The organism is Spongiibacter tropicus DSM 19543, assembly GCF_000420325.1.
Lineage (GTDB): Bacteria > Pseudomonadota > Gammaproteobacteria > Pseudomonadales > Spongiibacteraceae > Spongiibacter > Spongiibacter tropicus.
This window is the reverse complement of the sequence record NZ_ATUS01000005.1, coordinates 12427-32317: the sequence shown is the minus strand read 5'-3', so window position 1 is coordinate 32317 and position 19891 is coordinate 12427. Positions and strand designations below refer to the sequence as shown.

The following is a 19891-nucleotide window of genomic DNA, read 5'->3' as shown; positions in this document are numbered from 1 at the left end:
ATGATGACTGGACCGAATCAACCCACACATTCCGGCAATCGCGTCTGGCTGGTAGGCGCTGGCCCCGGCGACCCGGAGTTACTGACGCTGAAGGCCGTTCGCTTGATCGAGTCTGCGGATGTTGTGCTCTATGACAGTTTGATCAGCCCGGAGATTTTGGCCTATATCCCCAGCGCCAGTCGCCGCGTCCACGTTGGCAAACGCTGTGGCGCCCACAAACTGTCGCAAGAGGAAATCAATCGTCTGCTGTACCGCTGCGCAAAGAAATATCCTCGCGTAGTGCGATTGAAAGGCGGCGATCCCTTTGTATTTGGTCGCGGCGGTGAAGAGATGGACTACCTGCAGCAACGCGGCATTACCGTCTCCATCGTGCCCGGCATCAGTGCCGCCATTGCCTGCGCTGCGGCGGTGAATATCCCCCTCACCCATCGGGACTGGGGCAACTCTCTGATTCTGGAGAGCGGCCACCGTCAGCAAGCGCCTGCACCTGACAATGCCCAGCTCCCAACACGGGTGTTTTACATGGGGCTACGGCAGGCGGCATCTATTCAGGCACGTCTGCTTCAAGAAGGCTTGCTACCACAAACACCGGTGGCCCTCATCCTCAATGGCAGTCGACCCAACCAGCAATTACTGTGCGGTCGACTCGACGAACTGCCGACATTAGCGGCACAGGCGCAAAATGACGATGCCGGACTGATCATCGTGGGTGACGTCACGCGCTTCGCCAAACCCGCTGCACAACTTGATGAAGCCGTCGCCTGAGGGCCTTTCTGCACTCGGCAAAGCCAACTAGAATGGAGGTGCCACTATGACCAATACGCAACCCCGGCCAGAATCCATGTCAGCCAGCCAGTTAAGCAGCCAGGACTTTTTGCTTGCCGCCAAGCAGGCAGAAATCCACTCTCTCAAACAGCTCGAACTCAGCTGCGGCCTTGTCACGCACGTGACCGCACTTATACACGAACTTCAGCGCGAGCGCGGACTCAGCAATATCTACCTGGTCTCTCGGGGATCGCGGGGCGGCGATACACGGGCGCACCAGCTCGGCTTGAGTACCTTTGCCGTAGATGCCTTTCGCGAAGCACTGGACAGCCTTGAACTGAATTCCATGACGAGCGCGGCCACGCTGCTCAACCGTATCGCCGTGGTTTTGCACCGGCTCGACAGCTTGGACGCCCTTCGCCAGCAGGTTAATGCAAGGGAAATCGCCGCCGCCAACAATACCGATGAATACAACCAGCTGATTGCCGACCTGCTGGCGCTGATCTTCGAGGCAGCAGATATTTCCGGCGACCCACAAATTACCCAGGCTCTGGTCGCCATGTTTAATTTTTTGCAGGGTAAAGAATATGCCGGGCAGGAACGCGCATGGGGAGTGATTGGTTTCAGTGCCGGCGAATTCAGCAAAAACATCATCGACCGACTGAACGGCCTGCAATATGCGCAACAGCGCTGCCTGGATATTTTTAGTGATGTCGCCAGTACTGACGCCCTGCATTGCTGGGAATCCCAGACCAATGACAGTAGCTACTCAGAGCTGGCGCGCATGCGCCAGATGATTCGACGCTACGAACCCGGCGAACAGTTGCCCACCACAATGGCCGAGATCTGGTATGAACTGACCACCCACCGTATTGACGCCATGCAGCGCTGCGAACAACGTCTGGCTCAGGAGCTGCTGACACTCTGCGAGGCGAAGATCGACGCCGCAGAAATGGACCTGCAGCAGCATCACCGTCAACTGGCAACGCTCAGCGACACCGTACCGCTATCCTCGCTCGGCGATGAAGACGATAACGCCGACACGACGCTCAGTATTGGCCCCGGCGTCAACGTGCGGGTCGCCCGCAGTATTTTCGACCTGGTGCAGCATCAGGCGGAACGTCTTCGCGAGCTGAACGATGCGCTGGGGCAGGCCCGGCAGACGCTGGAAGAACGCAAACTGATTGATAAAGCGAAGGGGATTTTGATCAAGTCACGCAACATCACTGAGGAACAGGCCTACCGACAGCTACGCGAGGCGGCGATGAGCAACAATAAACGTATGGTCGATGTTGCTGCCAATGTGATCAGTGTGGCGGAAATGCTGGATGGCTGACGCGGTGATAAACCGCATGAAATAAAAAAGCCCGCTGTATGCGGGCTTTTTTATAAATATTGGTACGACCGAGTGGACTCGAACCACCGACCCCCACCATGTCAAGGTGGCATGAACACCGCGCTAAGCCAATGTTTTAGCTCGACTTATTACTGAGATTCGATAATCAGATTGTTATATTCGCGGCTTTGCAGCGCTGTGCTGATTTCGCTCACATCACCGCGCTCAGGGCTTAGCCAATCATCGAATTGGTCGGGCTTGAGAATGACGGGCTGACGGCGGTGGCCGCTTTCATGGATTTGGAGACAGGCTTCGGTGGTGATGATGATAGCAGCTTCGGCGGGCAGCCATTGGCCGCCTCGCTTGACTTGGCCGTTGCCGTAGATACCGGCGAAAAAGAAAGTCTCGCCGCCTGAGAACTTGTAGTACTTGCGCCGCTTTCCGGCACGAGTTAGACCGAGCTCGCGGGCTTGTTGCGCAGAGAGCGGGCCATCTACTTCAGGCACCCATTCATACCAACCGTCGGCGGGTATCAGGCAGCGCCGCTCAAGGATGGCGCGCTTGAAGGTAGGCTTTTCAAAAATAGTTTCAGCGCGGGCATTGATGATTGGCCGAGGCATGCGAGCCGTCGTACGTCCCCATAGCAGATCCGCCTTCTCCACCCCTCCCTCACCGGCGCGCACTAGCGGAATCAGCTCTCCAGGGCGAACCATCACCCGGTCAGAGCCCGTCCCATCATCGAGGGAAAACCCGAAAGCCCGCTGCCAGCTCGCCTGGCTTTTTCTGAGTGAATATCCGCCACACATATTTGCAAGGCTACCCCATTGCCCGCGCAGCAATATACTGTATATTTATACATATATGATAAACCTTCGCTACCAGTTCAACGCCTGCATGACCGAGCTACCAGAATTCGGGACACCGAAATTCGACGTGGCGCCCGTACTTCTTAAGAACGGGGATTTCAAGCGGGTGAAATGGCTAGGCTATATCGACATAGAGGACGCCAGGGGAAAGCCGAACGCAAAGCCGGTGAAGCTGGACATTGCTTACTACAGCGTATCAGCAGATCAGCGCTTTCCAAAATGGCGCGATATACCCAAGGGATTAGCGATTCAGGGGTGTCTGACCGCCAAGGGCGTTTATTGTGTATTGGGAGACGGCAGGCCCGTACTGGTACCGAGATAGATAGGCCGAAACAAAGGGCAATACCTGACACCGCTTTTCCGGAGAGAAAACTGGCGGAAGGTTTATTTGAATGACCTTCAACCGCATAAAAAATCTAATTCGACCTCCGCCCAAACATTCTTCTATATAACTTCCCGATACAGCCCTCAAAATCTGATTCGATAAAGTAGGCATTACTTTTTCCGACATCGGCCTTCCAAACGTCAAACGCTGCGCGGTCTTTATCAAAACCCACATACCACAGATTGGCTGCAGTCTCGGCAAGCTCACCCCAAATATGACCATCGGCCTGATGAACCCTAACACCAATTACTCCAATTCCTGACGCACGTCGAATAATGTCTTGGAATGCCGCCTGCTGATGATCTATTAAGTCGCCAGTTACGTTGTAGCGCTTACCTTTGGCATACTGGGCGATCGCAGGCCCCATCCCCACCTCGTTTCTGCACCGACGCCTAGCATCGGGCGGAGGGAGAGCTTGCAACGGAACCCTAAGGTCGGCCCCTCCGTTGCCGTAGGAACCAACCATGTTTATCTTTCCTAGCGCTGCATCCGGCCAGAAATTACAGGACCCATGTGGCTTAACTATATTTACATAGCCGGGCCTTTTCGTGGACTTGTAATACACCCCCAGACCCAAGTGTTCTGCGGATTCCTCCAAAAGCAAGTCGTAATTCAAACTTGCATACACCACATTCGCGCCAAAAGCGCGCAAAAATTGACAATAAATATTATCTCTTCCAGCCTCAAACTCAACCAGATAACGAGCCAAATCTCTCTGAAACTCGAAAACGCCGTTGTCGGTATGCTCGATCAATTTCGCCATACCCCTCTCGAAATCCTCACGAAAAACATCCTGTATGTCAGCAGGGATTCGCTGCGCAACCTCACTCGTAGAAAGCATGCTATCAAAGAGGCTAACCCCTAGCGGCGGCGGAGCTGGATAGACATCTACGCTTCCATAGCTGGCGCCAGCGCCAAATAGTATTAATTTCATCCGCACCCTTTTCCCAACAAATGCCCCCCCATTAGCCCCCCGAAGGACTGTCAGATCACAACCCCAATCGACTTCGCCAAGCCATTTTCGATGTCACTCATACCAACGCCCGATTTAAATGCGTCATAAATCCCAGCCGAGCCCAGCCGAGCCAATGTGTTGTAATTGGGAGACCCCGCGTTACGCCCCAGCAATCCCAGCACTGCGGTACCTAGCGAGCCGCCCCAAGCAGCAGATGCAACCTGGTCACCATCCAGCCTGAGATAGCAATTTGCGTCATCCCAAGACAATGTTGCCACATAGCTCGTATCAGCAGCCAACGCGCCGCCTTTGAGTGTTGTGAAATTCTGGTCACCCACCTGAGCTGCGAGCTCAGTACCATTAAACCCAATTGCCAGAGCAGATGTGGCGCTACCACCATACGATCCCATTAATACCTTCACCCCACTCAACGATGCAGGGGTTTTAAAGGCAATACCGAGCACTCCTTGGGCTGGCGGAACTATCGATGTCTGCAGTATATCGTCGCTTCCATCGCCGACCACTGCCGGGTACCCAGACGCGACGCCATCAACATCAAACACAGGCCGCTTTGCCGCATCGGCTTGAGCTGCCACAGTACCCTTTACGCCAGTCCAACTCACAACAGGCGCGGCATCACTCAAATCAAGCCCCGCCTGAGCGGTCCAAAAATCTAGCAAATCATCCTCGGGCACATAGCGGAGAAACCCGGAAAGGGCTGGCAAAGCGGGATCATTGGCGTTAGCGCCCAGACGAATGATTGGGTGTTTATAAATGCCCATGCGTTATACCTCAAAAGGAAGTAAAAACTCGGCGGCTAACTCCTCAGCATTGAGGCGACCACCAATGTAATTAAGATGAAAATCATCACCCCACACCCCAAGGCCATCCATGGCCTCAAAGTCGGCGAACCGGGAATACAGATCGAAATGCTCGCAATCCAGCGCCTTTACCGCCTCGGCGGCTTTGTCGCGGTAGGACGACATAGGGTAAGTGCCGGTTGTGTTACAAACCGGTGGAGAAGTGATAACAATGCCGGTCTCTGCCCGAGCACCTTGATAGGCACCACCCAGCGCCTCAAGCCCTGAGCGATAGCTCGCCAGCGACACCCCTTGGTTAAAATCATTGGTACCAAGACAAGCCTCAACCAGATCGAAGCCAATATCCTGCAGGATGTACTGCACACTCTCATCAGCGGCAATGGAGGCATACTGCGGCGCCGTCGCCCCACTATTAGCAATTTTCGATGCCTCAAACCCCGCGATTCCTGTCGCGTAGAATCCAAACAGCGTGACCGTGCCAGTGTTAACCGAGGTATCAATTTCGAGCGTATGCGTACCGAGCGCAGAAAGTCCGGTAATCTCAATTTTAGCTGTAGTGCCAGATACCCCGGCATTCACCGTTGCCCAGGCCCCGCCATCCACTCGGTACCGGAAATCACCCTCATTATCCAGATAGTAGATATTCAGGGTGACTGCACGAATTCCGTAGTAGGTCAAAGTACCCGCAGTGTTGCTGCACGCAATGCGATGCCCATCAGGCGCAAGCAGCCCTGTTTTCGCAGCCTCACTAATGTCGGTCAGCGTCCATCCAGAGCGGACCAGAATCGCATCGTTCAGCGGCTTGCGAGACCCTATACCCTCCGCGTCGTCTGTGGACGATACTGACAACCACCCATCTGCCCCCCGTCCGTAAGCCGCATACCCCTTGTCAGCGATGCGCTGAGGAATGAGCCACCGCTCGCGCCAGGAGTCACCCGTGAGCGCAACTTTTATTGCATTGCCAGCACCCTCAATAGCCTTGGCAATCGCGGTTTTATATGCAAACAGACTAGCTCCGCGGGGACGACTATCTACAGCCCCAACATTTGGCGCCTTACCGTAATAGTAGGCAACGCCATCCTGATAACGAAAGATGACCTTGTCGTCAGCCGTCAGAATCGTAAAGTCAGGATATCCAGGCTCCCCCTCAGTGATAGTTGCGCCCAATTCAGCCAGGTAGGCTTCGATACTGGATAGCAATCCGTCGGACAACCCCTTCGCTGCAAGCTTAAAGTTCTCCAACCAGAGCGGAACCCTGTCATCAGCGGTTTTGAAAAGAGGAATGTAAGATGACTCCACCGAATATTCAGCGAACAACGACTGCACCACTGCTGACGACGCCAACACCCAATCGTCTTCCGTGTACGGCGTTCCAGCATTATTTTTATAGTAGCGGGCAGCACCATTCCCACCCGAGATGGGCACCAGATAAAGCTCACCCGGCGCCCGGTTCTGCCCAAGCACGGCATCCACATCGTGCCCACTGAGCCCAGCGATACCAGAAAAATCAAAGGCTGCTGCAGTGTAATTGGCTCCCGCGCTGACTTTTTGCATCAACACGATGGCGCCACCCGATACCACCGCGCGATATAGCGCCCCGCCACCATCACCAGTTACCGAAACATCATACTGACCGTCAGTACCGCCAGTACCGCCACTATTGATTAATGCTGAGAGCACACCGTTACTCTGAGCCGAGGTCGTATCTGCATAAACATGCCCCGCGCCCGCGGCTTGCAAGGCCGCAGCCTGAGAGCCAGTAGCCGCCGCCTCAGCCGCCGCCGTCAGATCCACGATGTTGCCGTAGTCATCAATAATGTGCTTAAAGCGCTTTTCTACGCTCGGCTTGGTTTCGCCGTCGTAGGTCACGTCGGTAGCGTCGTCGCCCTTGAACATCTCTTCAAAGGCAGCCGTTACCGCAGCGAGCTTTTGGGCATTGGTGTATTCATCGGCCATGCGGGGTTACTCCGTGTACCAGTTGTCCCAGGCATCGTCGAGATTGCCCAGGTATTGATCGATGGTGTTGGGATAGAGATAGGCGGCCAGCACGCCGTATTCGTCGAACTGCCGGTCTTGCACTTCCACATTGGCGGAAACGCGGAACAGGTTTCCATTCCTTACCTGCTGCACCTGCCAGCGGCCACTCACAAGGCGGAGCACGCCGGATTTGAGGCCTTCACCGTCGTGGTAGGGGCCGTTAAACCAGTCGGCTTTGCGGCACAGCACGCCTATAAAGTGCTCAAAAATCACCAGGTGATTTGGCTGGAGCAGCCACTCCAGCGGGAAAATATCGTCACGCACATCCGACACAAGCCGCTGACGCGCGCGCCCCGTGCTGAACTCGCTGCGCAGCACGCCGCCGCTATTGGGCTGGATGCTGTAACCACGCTGGGGCTTGGGCAGAATATCGGGCCAGGTTTCCACTACGGCTCTCCCTCAGCTGGGCGGCAGGTTGTTGTCGTCGGCGTAGATCTCCGCCACGTATTCTTCGGCAACGATGGAGACACGCGGCTTGCCATCGCCAAAACCCGTGGGCGATATCTCGGTGACCACCGCCAGCGACGCCCACTCGTCTTCGGTACCGAAGCTGTAGCAAGTCGGCTCCAGTGACGGATCGAGAGCAAAAGTAAAATCGAGGTTACTGGGCGCCAGCAGACGCACGGCGCGCGACTGAGCAGAGACGGCCTGCACTTCAAACAGATCTGACATGCGGCCGGTGTCTTTGCGAAAGGCGATGAAGAACGGCCCCGCACCGCTCCACTCCAGCACGCGATCTAGCGTGACGACATCGACATCATCAAAGCCGCGCACAACACCGTATTGCTCAAGGTCGAGATCACTGGCGACGGCGATAAAGTCGCCGGGCAAGCTGTTGAGGCCATCCAGCTCGGTATCAAACGACAGGCTGCCGGGCTTATAAAACAGGCGTCGCCGCTCACGCATACCGTAGCGCCAGGCCTGCACCTCATCGGTTACACCAATGAGCTGAATACGCTTTGGCTTGCCGCCAAGGTCGCCCGGCAGGCGACACTCCACGACCTTGGCCTTGCCGGTATCGGGGTCGATAATTTCAATATCGATGCCGTCGGGCTCGGCGTCGTTGTACCAACTTTCTGACCACTGCACGCCCTCACCCAGCATCACGTCTGGCGTGTAAAAATGCCTGATGTCGTCGACGGTTCCGGACTGCTTGCGCACCGCCGTGACTCGACCTTCGCGCGGCAGCGGCTCTGCAAAGCCGGGCGCCAGCATCAGGCGCAGCGCCTCCCACAGGGTGGTTTCGTCGGTGAATTCGCCATTCAGCGTGTCACCGCGACTTTCCCACAAGGTTTCCAGCTCGCCGAAGCGCGCCCAGTCGATCGCATCCAGCGCTTCGTCACCCAGCATGTCGAACAGGGTCCAGCAGACGAAACGCGCAATACTGCTGGTGGCCGAGTACACCAGCGGCGTGCCGTTTTCCAGATGGTCTTTAAGGTTCGCGAGCGTTGGCAGCAGACGGCTGTCGCCGCGAATGTTGATTTTATTCTCGGCACTGGCCGCCAAGGTGTTGGTACCCACCATGCGCAAGGTCATTACCGATACATCGTCGTAACTGTTGGCCTGCGGCAGCCGGGCTTTTACCTGCACAATTTCCAGATTGTCGGTATAGCGCAGGCTGGTATGCGAACGCGTATGCCGGCGAAAACGCACCCGCACGCCGGAGCGCGGGCCAGCGAAGTCATCGCGCCAGGTGTACAACAGGGCATCGCGGGTTTTGTCGGTATGCTCAAGCAGCACACTTTCCGGGCTGGGCGCGCCATCGTAATCGAGTTGCACTTCAAATTTCACGGTGTAGGCCACATCTGACCCGCCACCGGTAACCCGCAGCAAACCCGCCGGGAATCGGTAATCCACTTCCACGGCCAGCGTATCGCGGCCATCCACTCCCACGCTGTACCAGTTGGACCAAGGCCCGGCATCCACGCTGGGCACGCGGTCGATATCGAGCGCAATGTCCTCGTAAGCCACCTCACCTACCGGGGAGAAGCCTTGCCAATCCGGGTCCACATCGCTGGCACTGGCCGACAACAGTCGATCCACTGTCATGGCATAGGGAGAGGACACCTCTTTGGCGGTGATGTAGTAGTAGCCCACCACCGCATCTGGGCCGGTGCTAATCTCTATCACCTCACCCGCGTCAAAGTCTGAACTGACTGGCAGCCCGCCTTCGCCTATTACCACGATCTCAGTCTCTGCCAGATCGCAAATCAGTTCAGCACCGGCCTCGTAAATCAGCTCAAGCCCAGACGCACTGCGACTTCCGCCAATCTCCACGCTGGTTACCCAGTTCTGCGCCGCTTCGTCAGCACCCAGGTCATCGCCGGGGCCATAGAAGTTGGCCGTTAACGCATCGTTGTAGAGGGCCGCCGTCGTCTCGCCCACGTACACATTCGCCAGACCGGTGTTATACCGCCCCACCCCCAGCGGATACGCGAGGTAAAGCACTTCCTTTTGATCTTCGTAAACGCGGCGAATGCCCGTGAGCAAATCCGGGTAGCGCGGAAAGCTCCCTGCAATCTCCGGAATAATGCCATTGAGGCGCGCGCGGTTCGCCCGCACATTGAGGTTGTAGCTACTCGCCCCCTCTGGCGTGCTGCTCTGATAGCCGGGAATATCAAGGTTGATTGCCCGGTACACCTGGTAGGCGGTATCGGCAATCAGGTAGTTCACTGCCAGCGTGACCGGATCACGCGCACGCAGCGTGAGCACTACATGGTCCGCCTCAGCGAGCGGACGCCGCGCGTGGTCTGCATACTCCCACGCCTGACCGTTCAATTCCGCCAGGTAGGGCGGCACCGGCAAATCGGTATAGCTGGGCGCCTGCTCGGCCAACCAGGCCGCCAGCGTGCAACCAACAGGCGCACGGAAGCTGCCAAGCGAGTCGCCCAGCTGGTCGTAAATCGCAATAGATGCCATCAGAGGAGTTTCTTGTGTATCCAGTAACGCGTGCCGCCATGCTGGCCGCGACGCTCAAAATGCTCGACGCTTTCCACCACCGTGCCGGTGGCCGCGCCGGTGTGCCACACCTGCCCGCCAAACACCACGCCCACATGCACAAACACGCGACCGATGTACTGACAGGCCAAGGCAAAATCGCGAGGCTCACAGGCCTCAAAAAGCTGCACCACACGCTCATGCGCCCGCGCCTTGCGCAGACCATCGCGCGCCGACACCACTCCTACCGGGTAGTCATCTGCCGTTAACGAGGTAAAGGCGCTCAGAAACGCGGCTACGTAGTCGCTGCAGTTGGCGCCCGGGTCGCGATATTGCCAATGCCGAAAGCGCCGTAGCGCCGCCCGATCAGGCATATTCCAAGCCCGGATACTTCGCCGCGTAGTAACGACGGCGCGGATACACCATATCGATCATCAAATGAAAGGCGCCCTTAATCTGCGCTACATTGCGATCCACCTGCGTATCCGTCACCAACGCCTTATAAATACCACCCACCGGCGCCGACAGATCGCTCGGCAAATACTGGCGCAGCTCCATCCGCACGCTATGCCCGGTTTGCCGGTAATAGGCCTTGGCCGCCTTGATCTCATGCCGCGCACGCTGGCTCACATTCTCCAGGCGCACACCAATATCTTCCGCGCCCTCGACACCGGCTTTCGGCCAGTCGATGGCCGCACCGCTGGCCTCAAATACCACCGACGTCACACCATCTTCCAGGGTAGCCGTCAAATCGCGATAGCTTTGCGCAAAGGCAATCGACCCGCCCGTCAGTCCCGGCGACACCAGCCGCACCGTCAGCACCGGCGTTTGCACCGCACTGGCATACGCCTGCTCAAGTGCCCCAATCATCAATACTTACCCTTGGGGCGCACATTGGTTTGCGCCTTGAGCGATCGCATCGTTTTACTGGCCTTGTTGCTGACCTCCTCGATGACCACTTCACGCGCGCCGTTGCGGATCATGTCGATATCTACCGGCTGGGCAACGCCGTTGATGTAAACCACTACCGGCGCCACCGCGGCGGATGCATCATTCGCGGCGCGATCACTCGCCACACGGTCGAGCACGGCCTGCGTTTTTTGACCACTGATCACATCTGCCGGCCCCATAACAAACTCGGCCCGCTTCTCGCCCACCAGGCCAAAACTACCAGCAGGAATATGGCCGCCGTTATCGAAGGCGCCGGCATACCCTGCCGCCGCTGCCGCTGCTGCCGCAGAGGCCAGAGGACTCGTAACGGAGATAGCCTGCTGCATTGCAGCCGGAGCTGCCGCAGGCCCCACCACAGGAATGGCCGCCGTCGAAGAATAAGCATGGATCCCAGCCAACAACACCCCTGTCTGAGCTTCAGAGGAAACAGCAGCCACAGCCCCCGCCTGCCCCGCCGACCCGACAAGCAACTGGACCGCCTGATACGCCAGCCACTCCGCCGCCATTTTCCCAAGCGCGTTCACGGTGGAGCGAGCCAAGGTTTCCATCAGCTGATCAAAGGCATCGCTCACATTGGTAAAATCGAAAACGATGCTCTCCAGCGCATTACCGAAGCCCGACGACATATTCTCAATGGTCGACAGCGCAAGCTCATCAACCTGCGTAAGCGCCTCCTCGGCTGCCCGCAGGTATTCATCCCAGAAACTGCGATTTGCATCGATTTGCTCCGCAATGCGCTCGTCGTTCGCCGCACTGAAGGCATCCAATAATTCTTGCTCTTCAGATTTCGCGTCGAGAATGGCGCGCTGCTGACGCTCCTGCGCCATCAGCGCCTGCGTCATTTCGTCGGCGTGCTGGTAGGCCGCGATGAATTTGGCGTCCTCAAGCTCGTAACCCAATCGCAGCAACTGATTCTGCGACTCAAGCACAGCGGCCTGGTCGATCAGTTTTTGCGTTGTTGCGTCGATCTCACCCGACGCCCCAGCACCTCCGGCGCTATTCCGGAAATCTGTCAACAGCCCGGAGATCAACTGCAACTTTTCACGCATGGCTTCGGCATCGTCGCCTTCACGCTCGCCACCCGCATAGATGCGCTGGATTAATTCCACATATTGATCAGCTGTCGCCTCAAGGTCGTCCGCAACCGCACCGGCCGTGGCTTTGAACTTACCCCAGTTATCGATGTATCGCTTTATGGCGAGCGGACCAAAAAATGACTCATACCACTTTCCGCCATCCGTAGCGGACGCCCTGAGAGCAGCTACGCCAGCCGCCCCCTTGCCTACCAACTGCAACCCACCAAAAGCACCAATAGCCGCCAAACCGAGCAACTTGAGCGTTTGCGCCAGAGTGCCCGCCACATCCTCAGCGAGCGTGCCACCCGCCGAAACCGACAACAGCTCCTCGGCAAAGGTCGCCATTACTGGCACCAGCTCGGTGCCAATCTCAGTTTTAATCCCACCAACACCGAGCTGCATAAGGTGCATGGCCGCATTCAGCTCATTGGCGGACTTGATCGCATCCTCATCGAGTATTGCCCCCGCCCGCTCGGCCTCATCGCCCAGCAGCCGGAACCCCTCAGCGTTATTTCGCAGCAGGGGCAGCAACAAGGTCGCATCAGAGGCAATGGCCTCCATGTAGAAGGTCATCTCATTCTGCGACGCGCCCGCTTTTTCCAGGCTCGACACATAAAGCCCGAGCGCCTCCGGGCCAGACAGCCGCTTAAACTGCTCAACGGTCACACCGACTTGCGGCGCGATATTGTCGAAGAAATCCTGCAGCGGACCGCCGCCGGTCTGAATGAAGTCGCCAATCTTGTCGTTGGTATCTTTGAAGATATCAGCGAGCTTATCCTGCTCAACACCCACCACCTTGGCCGCAGAGGCATACTTCTGAAACTCTGTGGTACCGGTATTAGCAAGGGCAGATAGCTGGGCAACCTCAGTAGCCGTATTCACGGTAGACACAGTGATTGCCGTAAGCGCCGCCTGCGTTGCGCCTGCCGTTAACGCAAACGCTTGGCCAACCTCACCAACGTGCTTCTTGACCTTCTTTTTCCACTGGTCGGCATCACGCTCAGCCTTGGACAAACCACCGGTGAATCCGCCGACGCGCGCGATCAGATCAATGGTGAGCTGCCCAAGGCTTTTTGTGGCCATGCATTTTCTCCAGACATAAAAAAACCCGCCTTAGCGGGTTTGAAACTTAAATTAGCATCAATCCTTTAGATTGGTAACGCAGCCCAAATAGACATCATTCTGAAAGTCCACAATAGCGCGTTTCTGCATTTTTTCTGTACTGTACCTCGGCTTTGAATAAGCAGCAGAAGCTATATCCTCCAAAAGCCCGGAGAAACTACTATCCGCCAATGCCATAAGCTCGGACATCAGCACCCCCTCCTGCCTATTCTCCATCACCATGCCCGCCACGTCGGACATTTGCTTACATAACGAGTATCGATTTTCTGTATCTGCGGCAATATGACCGCAAGACAAAACTGCCACCACGAATATCCACAAACCCTTGGACACAACAACCTCCTGTAATGATATTTCCTGCAAACGTTACAATATCACTGCCAGCGCTCCATGGCTTGCTCTAGCGAGATTTCCGGCTCTTCGAGGTGCGGCGCAAAGTCGTAGGCAGAGTAGCCCCCATATTTGCTATGAGCATTGGCATACATTGCCGCCAGCATCCCAATGCCGCCCTCTACCCGCATGCCGATATGCAGGCTACCCCGCAATGCCCGGTACTCCGCCCAGCGCAAAAACTCCTTGTAGCTCATTCGGTGTTGCGCTTCGGCGATGGTCCGACCACCCACACCGCACAGCACCAGCTCGTGCCACAATTCATCCTCGCTGTTTAGTGGGTGGCTTTCGGCTTTCCCGCCAGATTATTGACCTCGCCTATTGCACCCAGCAAGGCAATGGCTAGATTGCCATCCATTGGCCCACGCGCCGGATCAGCTTCGCCGGTGATATCTTCGGGCGTAAAAATCGATTTACCCTCCGCATCGCAGATGCAGGCCGCAATGCGCCCCGCCACCTGGTCAACCCGGCCACCAGCCGCCAGCAGATCAGTTTTTGCGGAGTGGAATGACAACATACGCACATAGACCGTACCGGAATAGCTCTCGCCACCGCTTTTCCACTCCACTTCTTTCTTCACCGGCGCACCGGTGAAGGCCCCCATCTTTTTCAGGCCATCCAGCGTCAGATCCATATTACACCACCACCTTACGCACCCAGCGACCGGCACCATTGCGCTGAACGGTCGCCGCCGTGGCCACCACGGTGTTGCCCTGATGATCGAAGGGGAAGTCGGCGATATAGCCGTCGAAGCCAAACCAGGTGCGCGTTGTCGGCAGCTCGAATTCACCATTGCTGTCGATGGTTGGCGGAATATCCTTGCCATCGCTCCAGCCGACTACCCAATGCAGGTCTTCCACAAGGGGATCGTCATACAGCTCATACAGCGCCACATGCGAGGCATTTGTGGGGTCGGCATTCAGGTTGATTGTGGCCTGCCCCGGCGCCTTGAGCCCAGCGCGATAGCGCATTGCCTCGGTTTCGTCCAGACAGGTGTCGTCGATTTGCGACTTGGGCGCACCACCGGGATTGAAGCCGGTGATGCAATTAATCTCCAGCACAACAGGCTCGCTGCCGCGCGGGTCGATAACATAGAGCTGCGTGCCCTGAGTTAGCTTACTCATGGTGGTTGTCCTCTACAGGGGGTTTGAAAAAGCCCGCCGCAGCGGGTGACAAGGTGCAGCGCCTTAACGAGGCACCCACCAGTCGACATCAAAGGAATAGCGATACAGCTGGGTATCGCGCTCAAAACTTTCGCCGCGCCACGACACGATGTGCGCATGTGGCTCTATGGCGTTGCGCAGAGCCTCGGCAGCGCCGCGCGCCGAGCTGGCATTAAGGTCATAAACATCGACTTGCAGGGTGTGCGAGTCGATATCTGGCGTTGTATCAATGTAGTTCTCGGGCGAGCCGCCAACGGTCTGCCACACGGCGTAGGGCAACGCATAAAAGTCGTCGCCCTGAGCCGGGGCCGAATCAAACGGCCACAGACGAACCGGCTCCACCCCCAGCACCGCGGTTACCGCAGGCACCGCAGCGCAGACCAAAAAGATGGGCGGGTACATCAGCCTTTCTCCTGCAGCTTTTTAGCGCGGCGAATGGCGCGATCCAGCGCCTTGTCGTACTGCGTAGCGAAGGTATCGATTACCTGGCTGATATTGCGCTCCAGCGCCGGACGCATAAACGGGTTAGCAGGCATACGCGACGTTCCCAGCTCCACCAGTCGCCAGTACCAGGTATCACCGCCCGGATTCGACTTGTCGCCATCGGTACGATAGCGGGCACCTACCCGCGACTTGCGCCGATTTTCCTTGGTGTCGGCATAGCTGCGCGCCCCGCCCATCACCCCCACGCGAAACATAATGTCGCCGGTTTGCTTAAACCGCCGACCAGAAAAACGCAGCGCCAGATTCTTCTCGATACTGTTTGCCGTTGCCGGATCATCGATCCGGCTGGCATTCTCCTGCGCCGCCGCCAGCATCACCTGCGCCGCTTTACGGGCCGCAAACCGCCCACCCTTCAAACGCGCATCCACCTTCAGCTCGCGCATTTTGCCCAGCACGCCATCCATGCCGGTAAGGGAAAAATCGACGCCGTCAGCCATCGTTAACCCCCTCACTTACGGGCATGGTGAGGTATTCGCGTCCCGAGCGAGGATCTGGCAGCGCGCCATGCAGGTTGTAAACCTTGCCGCCATGCTTGGCCCGCATGTTCGCCAGCCGATTCACATCGCTGGGAATGTCGTCGCGAAACCGTGTTTTGATACGAGCGGTAATCTCCGCACGCTCGGCAGAGGCGCTAACAAATTCGCGCACGCTCAGGTATTCGATGGAACACCACGCCTTGAAGGCATCAACCCAGACGGATTCCTTCGCGCCCGATACCGGGTTCTGCACACTCTGTCGCCGCTGAAACTGCACGCGATGCCGCAACGGACCCAGCCTCATACACCCAGCCCCACGCGGTAAAAGTGCAGAAAATTAGTTACCGTGGGTAATTCATCAATACTCACACCCACAGCTCGCTGCTCTCGATTTTGGTCCAGCTCTGCGATCACGATCAGAATAGCCTGGCGCACAGACGCCGGAAAAACCTCCGACGGCGAATTGCTATCACCATCATCGTCCACCCACGGAATGGGCCGCCCGAGATAGTTACTGCAGTAGTCCACGGCCGCATCGAGCAGGCCCTCAAGGTACGGGTCCAGCTCGGAGTCGGGCGACAAATCGGAAAACCGCAGATGGCGCTTGATATCCTCAAGCGGTATCAACAAGGCTGCCATACAGATTCCCTCAAATGCCGCCACGCAGCCCCGCTGCTCAGCTCTTCCGGCAACCACTGGGCATAGGCAATTTTCCGCCCCCAGTCATCCCGGTCTCCGCGATATAGCGGCTCGCTTATGCTGTGGCTACAAACGTCCCACGCCATGGAGCCGCGATCGAAACAAATAGCGGGCACACCCGCCATCACCGCATCGACCGCTGTATTGCTGTTATACGTAATCACTGCCGAAGCGCCGCTCAGCGCCTTAGCCAAGTCACCACCCATAACCTCAACACCCGGTACACGAACAGGCTTACGAGCCAGCGGATGCGGACGAAAATACACCTTTCCGAATCGCTGCCTCGCCTCCTCTACCACCGAACCAACCCACTCGCCAACATCCAAGCCCCGCAATGCAGCATCACCAGGAACCTGCCCAATAATCAGGGCATAGTCGCCCGACTCCTTCCAGGGCTCGGCGGTGTGGCGCCAATATTTACGCCAACGATCATCAGGCACGCTTTCGTTGCAGAAATCTGCCAAGCCATTCAGGCCATTAAAACCAAGAGCATGCCACTTGAAGCGATCGCCCAGATAGGCCCGCTCTACAACGAGGCACTTCTTACCAGACTGCAGAGCGGCCTTGCCCCACGATCTCCGCATCCCCCAAAACACGTGCAGGTCGTCATCACCTACCGCCTGCGAGAAACGGACCTTGTCGCCGACTGACTCCATTCCCTTTCGGAGCAATTGCGGCCACTCGCCACCTTTTAGCGGCATGCGGCAGGGCATGACATTTATCCGCATCGACGTGTCGACACCGCAAGAAACGAATTCCCCACGGTCCCGCGCGAAAGCATTGATGGTATGCAATCCCTTCAACCAGACCGTCATATCACCTACGCGCAAATTACTGGCACGCCGGAGCGCAGATACAAACGCGGGATGATCCTTTTTAGCTGTTTGATTCAACACCGCCCAATCCGCCAGAAACTGACGAGTGGCAGGCGTATCCTTGAATAAGATAAACGCCGCGCTGATCCGGTTTTTGTGAGTAGGATGGATGTTCTCCGTTGTACAGATATCCCACTCACCGGGAGGCAGCTCAGACGGCGGCGACACATCGCAGTCAGCATCCACCCACAGCACATGTATCGACCGCCCCAGGGCTGACAAGATAGCCGCTGGCTTGATCTTTGTGTTTTCAGCCCAGCTTCCCCGATCGGGCACTTCCAACCCCAAAAACACCTCTGCGCCGTGTTTGGCACGCTGCCGGTCCAGACACTCGACGTAGCGACTCCCAGCAGTGGCCGCCGAGACGATGAGAAAAGGGCTGCCGCTGTGAGCCGGACAGACCTCACTCGCGAGCGCCTGCTCTAAACTCACTTCCGGCCAATGCTTTAACGCGGTATCGCGGGTGGCATTGACAATATCCACATGGCCCAGCTGACCGGCCATATCTGCAAACTGAGCAGGCCACTTCCCAACAGAGCCCGCATTACCCAGTGGCTTTGGGTGATCACCATGCCAGTGGGTTTTGCCGCCAGAGATTTTGCAGTCGTAACCCAGCAAGATTATGCGCCGAGCACCGAAACGCTCCGCAAGAGCCATCGCCCCGGCGCCACTGTTACGGCCGCTCGCAAAATTAACATGCTCTGCACTCGGGCAATCTGCTACCGGTGCCACGCACTGACCACTGAACTCACCGAGCGCGCCGTCATGCTCACGCCACCAGGCGCGATCCATGGCGTAGAGCACATCCGCCCACGGCGCTATTCGATAAGTGGTGTTTGTGACGATGACGCCTCGGCTTTGCGGCGCCGCGTCCCGCCATTGGCGGACTTTCTCGCAGTCGTCTGCGGTGAGGCTGGGGCCGCTGGCGATGCAGACAACGGTTTGCCAACGGCCCCCACAGGGCGGGAATCAGCAATACGAACCAGCCCTGCCCGCGCAAGCTGCTTAGCCACTTGCGGCGACACATCAAAGCTGACACCGCGCTTTCGAGAACCACCGTGCTCAAAACTGGATAAAGCTGTGACCAGCATAATTCCCCCAATACAAAAAGGCGGGGCCAGGGCCCCGCCTTAGAACCACCAACCGCCGCTACGAACCGAGTGACAACTGACCTTTAACAAAGGCCTCGGGGCGGTAAACCGTGAGCGCCACGCGCTCCTCACACAGGATGGTGACCATGTTTTTAATGAAGTTGTCGCGGTCCTGCGTCGACACGGTGATGCTCGCATCTTCGCGATCCCATCCCTGCGCACCCATGCGGAAGGCGCCGGCCATGAACTCATCGGCGTCCATCGATTGCGTAGCCACAACAGGCAGACCCCAGAGCGTCGGCCCCGCCAGGGCGTTAGGGTTCGCAAACAGGTAGCGCGCCTCGTTGTCCTTGGTCAGCTCGATTTGCGCCCAGTCAATTGGGTTCAGCACGATGCCGTCGGCCGCATACTCCGCCAACTGCACTTGCAGCATGGCGATACGAAGGCGGTCGATGAAGGTTTCGTCTTGCACCGTTACACCGGGATTGGCATAGGCTGACGCCTGGGTGTACAGGCCGTTGATATTCAGCCCCACACCCGAGCCCTTCAGGAGCTGGAGCTCCTCCTTGAGCTTGAGGCCATACATCAGCCGGCCATCGATGTACGACGCCAACATAGAGGCATCGCTCAGCACCTGCTTGGAGGCCTGAATCCAGTGAGGAATGGTGGCAACCTTGGCATCATCCAGCTCAAAGGTGATACCAGATTCGGGTTTACCGCCAGAGGGGTTCTCGCCCACCACATCAGCATTGTTCGCGAAGCCCGTTTCACGGACAAATTCAATACTGTTGGATTGGGTGCGCCCCCAGTTCAGCAAGTCACGGATGGTCAGTCGCCGCTCAGGCAAACCCACAACACCCGGCACGCGCGTCGGCTCAATCAAATCACCCGCAGAACCGGGGTCAGATGTAATAGCAGCCTGCACCGCCACCGAGAAAGAGCCCTTGGCGCGGTTGATTTTGTCCGCCTCAGCCTTGAACTCATCGGACTCGACAACCTTCATGCCCGCCGTTTTGACCTTGGCCGGTTGACCGCCACCATCCAGCGACACGATAAGCTGTTCTGCAGCCTGCAGGCGGGCGTTGAGTTCGCCCTGAGTGACCAGCAGTTTGTCGACGCTTTCTTTCGTTTCAGCGCTGAGCTGCTGATGGCCAGCCAGTTCTTTTTTCGACTGCTCCGCGTAGCTTTTCAGGTCGTCGCCGACTTTTTTCAGATCGGCCTGCACCTGCTTGTATTCTTTCTCCAGCGCACCGACTTCGCCGAGCTGGCCAAAAGCCCCTCGCTTGACCGACACGCCGCGCTCGGTGCAGAGCGCGGCAATCGCGACCACGGCGGCCGCCCAGAGAATGGATGTTACCGATACACCAAAGGTGAACGGCCCCAGCGCTGCGATTGAAATAACCGACAGCAGATTCGTTGCTGTTAGCTTCATAGGTGATACC

The 19891-nt window shown here is 57.3% G+C and carries 21 protein-coding genes; 2 read left to right on the top strand and 19 right to left on the bottom strand.

The genetic code is table 11. The features are described from left to right. Positions 1 to 765: a uroporphyrinogen-III C-methyltransferase gene (cobA, locus tag G411_RS0116490; RefSeq protein WP_022960314.1), complete on the top strand. Its 765-nt coding sequence runs from the start codon at positions 1 to 3 to the stop codon at positions 763 to 765. A 46-nt stretch (positions 766 to 811) separates the two neighbouring features. Further along, positions 812 to 2101: a nitrate regulatory protein gene (locus G411_RS0116485; protein WP_022960313.1), complete on the top strand. Its 1290-nt coding sequence runs from the start codon at positions 812 to 814 to the stop codon at positions 2099 to 2101. A 149-nt stretch (positions 2102 to 2250) separates the two neighbouring features. Here the strand turns inward: G411_RS0116485 and G411_RS0116475 are convergent, their stop codons facing one another. From G411_RS0116475 to G411_RS0116380, 19 genes are all read right to left on the bottom strand, one after another. Further along, entirely contained in the window at positions 2251 to 2907 is a 657-nt protein-coding gene (locus tag G411_RS0116475) for an SOS response-associated peptidase (RefSeq protein WP_084495634.1), read from the bottom strand. A gap of 476 nt (positions 2908 to 3383) precedes the next feature. Continuing rightward, positions 3384 to 4286 (bottom strand): hypothetical protein, encoded by a 903-nt coding sequence (locus G411_RS0116465; protein WP_022960310.1) that lies wholly within the window; start codon positions 4284 to 4286, stop codon positions 3384 to 3386. Between the two features lie 50 nt (positions 4287 to 4336). After that, positions 4337 to 5089, bottom strand: a complete 753-nt coding sequence (locus G411_RS0116460) for a hypothetical protein (RefSeq protein WP_022960309.1) — start codon at positions 5087 to 5089, stop codon at positions 4337 to 4339. A gap of 3 nt (positions 5090 to 5092) precedes the next feature. After that, positions 5093 to 7084, bottom strand: a complete 1992-nt coding sequence (locus G411_RS0116455; protein WP_022960308.1) for an SGNH/GDSL hydrolase family protein — start codon at positions 7082 to 7084, stop codon at positions 5093 to 5095. A gap of 6 nt (positions 7085 to 7090) precedes the next feature. After that, the gene (locus G411_RS0116450) at positions 7091 to 7552 is read right to left on the bottom strand and encodes a hypothetical protein (protein WP_022960307.1); all 462 of its coding nucleotides are present in this window, start codon (positions 7550 to 7552) and stop codon (positions 7091 to 7093) included. Positions 7553 to 7564: 12 nt separating this feature from the next. Then, positions 7565 to 10084, bottom strand: a complete 2520-nt coding sequence (locus tag G411_RS0116445) for a host specificity factor TipJ family phage tail protein (protein WP_022960306.1) — start codon at positions 10082 to 10084, stop codon at positions 7565 to 7567. Next, positions 10084 to 10476 (bottom strand): hypothetical protein, encoded by a 393-nt coding sequence (locus G411_RS0116440; protein WP_022960305.1) that lies wholly within the window; start codon positions 10474 to 10476, stop codon positions 10084 to 10086. Before G411_RS0116440 ends, G411_RS0116445 begins: the two co-directional genes overlap by 1 nt. After that, positions 10469 to 10972: a DUF1833 family protein gene (locus tag G411_RS0116435; protein WP_022960304.1), complete on the bottom strand. Its 504-nt coding sequence runs from the start codon at positions 10970 to 10972 to the stop codon at positions 10469 to 10471. Before G411_RS0116435 ends, G411_RS0116440 begins: the two co-directional genes overlap by 8 nt. Beyond that, positions 10972 to 13212 carry a mitotic spindle assembly checkpoint protein MAD1 gene (locus G411_RS21660; protein ID WP_022960303.1) on the bottom strand — a complete coding sequence of 747 codons (2241 nt, stop codon included), beginning with the start codon at positions 13210 to 13212 and terminating at the stop codon, positions 10972 to 10974. Before G411_RS21660 ends, G411_RS0116435 begins: the two co-directional genes overlap by 1 nt. Before the next feature lie 57 nt (positions 13213 to 13269). After that, the gene (locus G411_RS0116425; RefSeq protein WP_022960302.1) at positions 13270 to 13584 is read right to left on the bottom strand and encodes a hypothetical protein; all 315 of its coding nucleotides are present in this window, start codon (positions 13582 to 13584) and stop codon (positions 13270 to 13272) included. 41 nt (positions 13585 to 13625) lie between these two features. Continuing rightward, positions 13626 to 13901, bottom strand: coding sequence for a phage tail assembly protein T (locus G411_RS0116420; protein ID WP_211218368.1), 276 nt, complete (start codon positions 13899 to 13901; stop codon positions 13626 to 13628). 14 nt (positions 13902 to 13915) lie between these two features. Beyond that, positions 13916 to 14275 (bottom strand): phage tail assembly chaperone family protein, TAC, encoded by a 360-nt coding sequence (locus tag G411_RS0116415; RefSeq protein ID WP_028968539.1) that lies wholly within the window; start codon positions 14273 to 14275, stop codon positions 13916 to 13918. Position 14276: 1 nt separating this feature from the next. Next, entirely contained in the window at positions 14277 to 14765 is a 489-nt protein-coding gene (locus G411_RS0116410) for a phage tail tube protein (RefSeq protein WP_022960300.1), read from the bottom strand. A 63-nt stretch (positions 14766 to 14828) separates the two neighbouring features. Continuing rightward, complete coding sequence (gene gp17 / locus G411_RS0116405) at positions 14829 to 15206, bottom strand: tail completion protein gp17 (protein WP_022960299.1); 378 nt, start codon at positions 15204 to 15206, stop codon at positions 14829 to 14831. Continuing rightward, positions 15206 to 15745 (bottom strand): HK97-gp10 family putative phage morphogenesis protein, encoded by a 540-nt coding sequence (locus G411_RS0116400; RefSeq protein WP_022960298.1) that lies wholly within the window; start codon positions 15743 to 15745, stop codon positions 15206 to 15208. The genes gp17 and G411_RS0116400 overlap by 1 nt, the downstream gene beginning before the upstream one ends. Next, on the bottom strand, positions 15738 to 16088 hold the full coding sequence (locus tag G411_RS0116395) for a phage head closure protein (protein WP_022960297.1): 351 nt from the start codon (positions 16086 to 16088) through the stop codon (positions 15738 to 15740). The genes G411_RS0116400 and G411_RS0116395 overlap by 8 nt, the downstream gene beginning before the upstream one ends. Then, positions 16085 to 16423 carry a head-tail connector protein gene (locus G411_RS0116390; RefSeq protein WP_022960296.1) on the bottom strand — a complete coding sequence of 113 codons (339 nt, stop codon included), beginning with the start codon at positions 16421 to 16423 and terminating at the stop codon, positions 16085 to 16087. The genes G411_RS0116395 and G411_RS0116390 overlap by 4 nt, the downstream gene beginning before the upstream one ends. Beyond that, a complete protein-coding gene (locus G411_RS22300) occupies positions 16408 to 18150 on the bottom strand; it encodes a hypothetical protein (protein WP_051151378.1) in 1743 nt (580 codons plus the stop codon). Before G411_RS22300 ends, G411_RS0116390 begins: the two co-directional genes overlap by 16 nt. A 357-nt stretch (positions 18151 to 18507) precedes the next feature. Further along, positions 18508 to 19881 (bottom strand): phage major capsid protein, encoded by a 1374-nt coding sequence (locus G411_RS0116380; RefSeq protein WP_022960294.1) that lies wholly within the window; start codon positions 19879 to 19881, stop codon positions 18508 to 18510. Between the last annotated feature and the right edge of the window lie 10 nt (positions 19882 to 19891).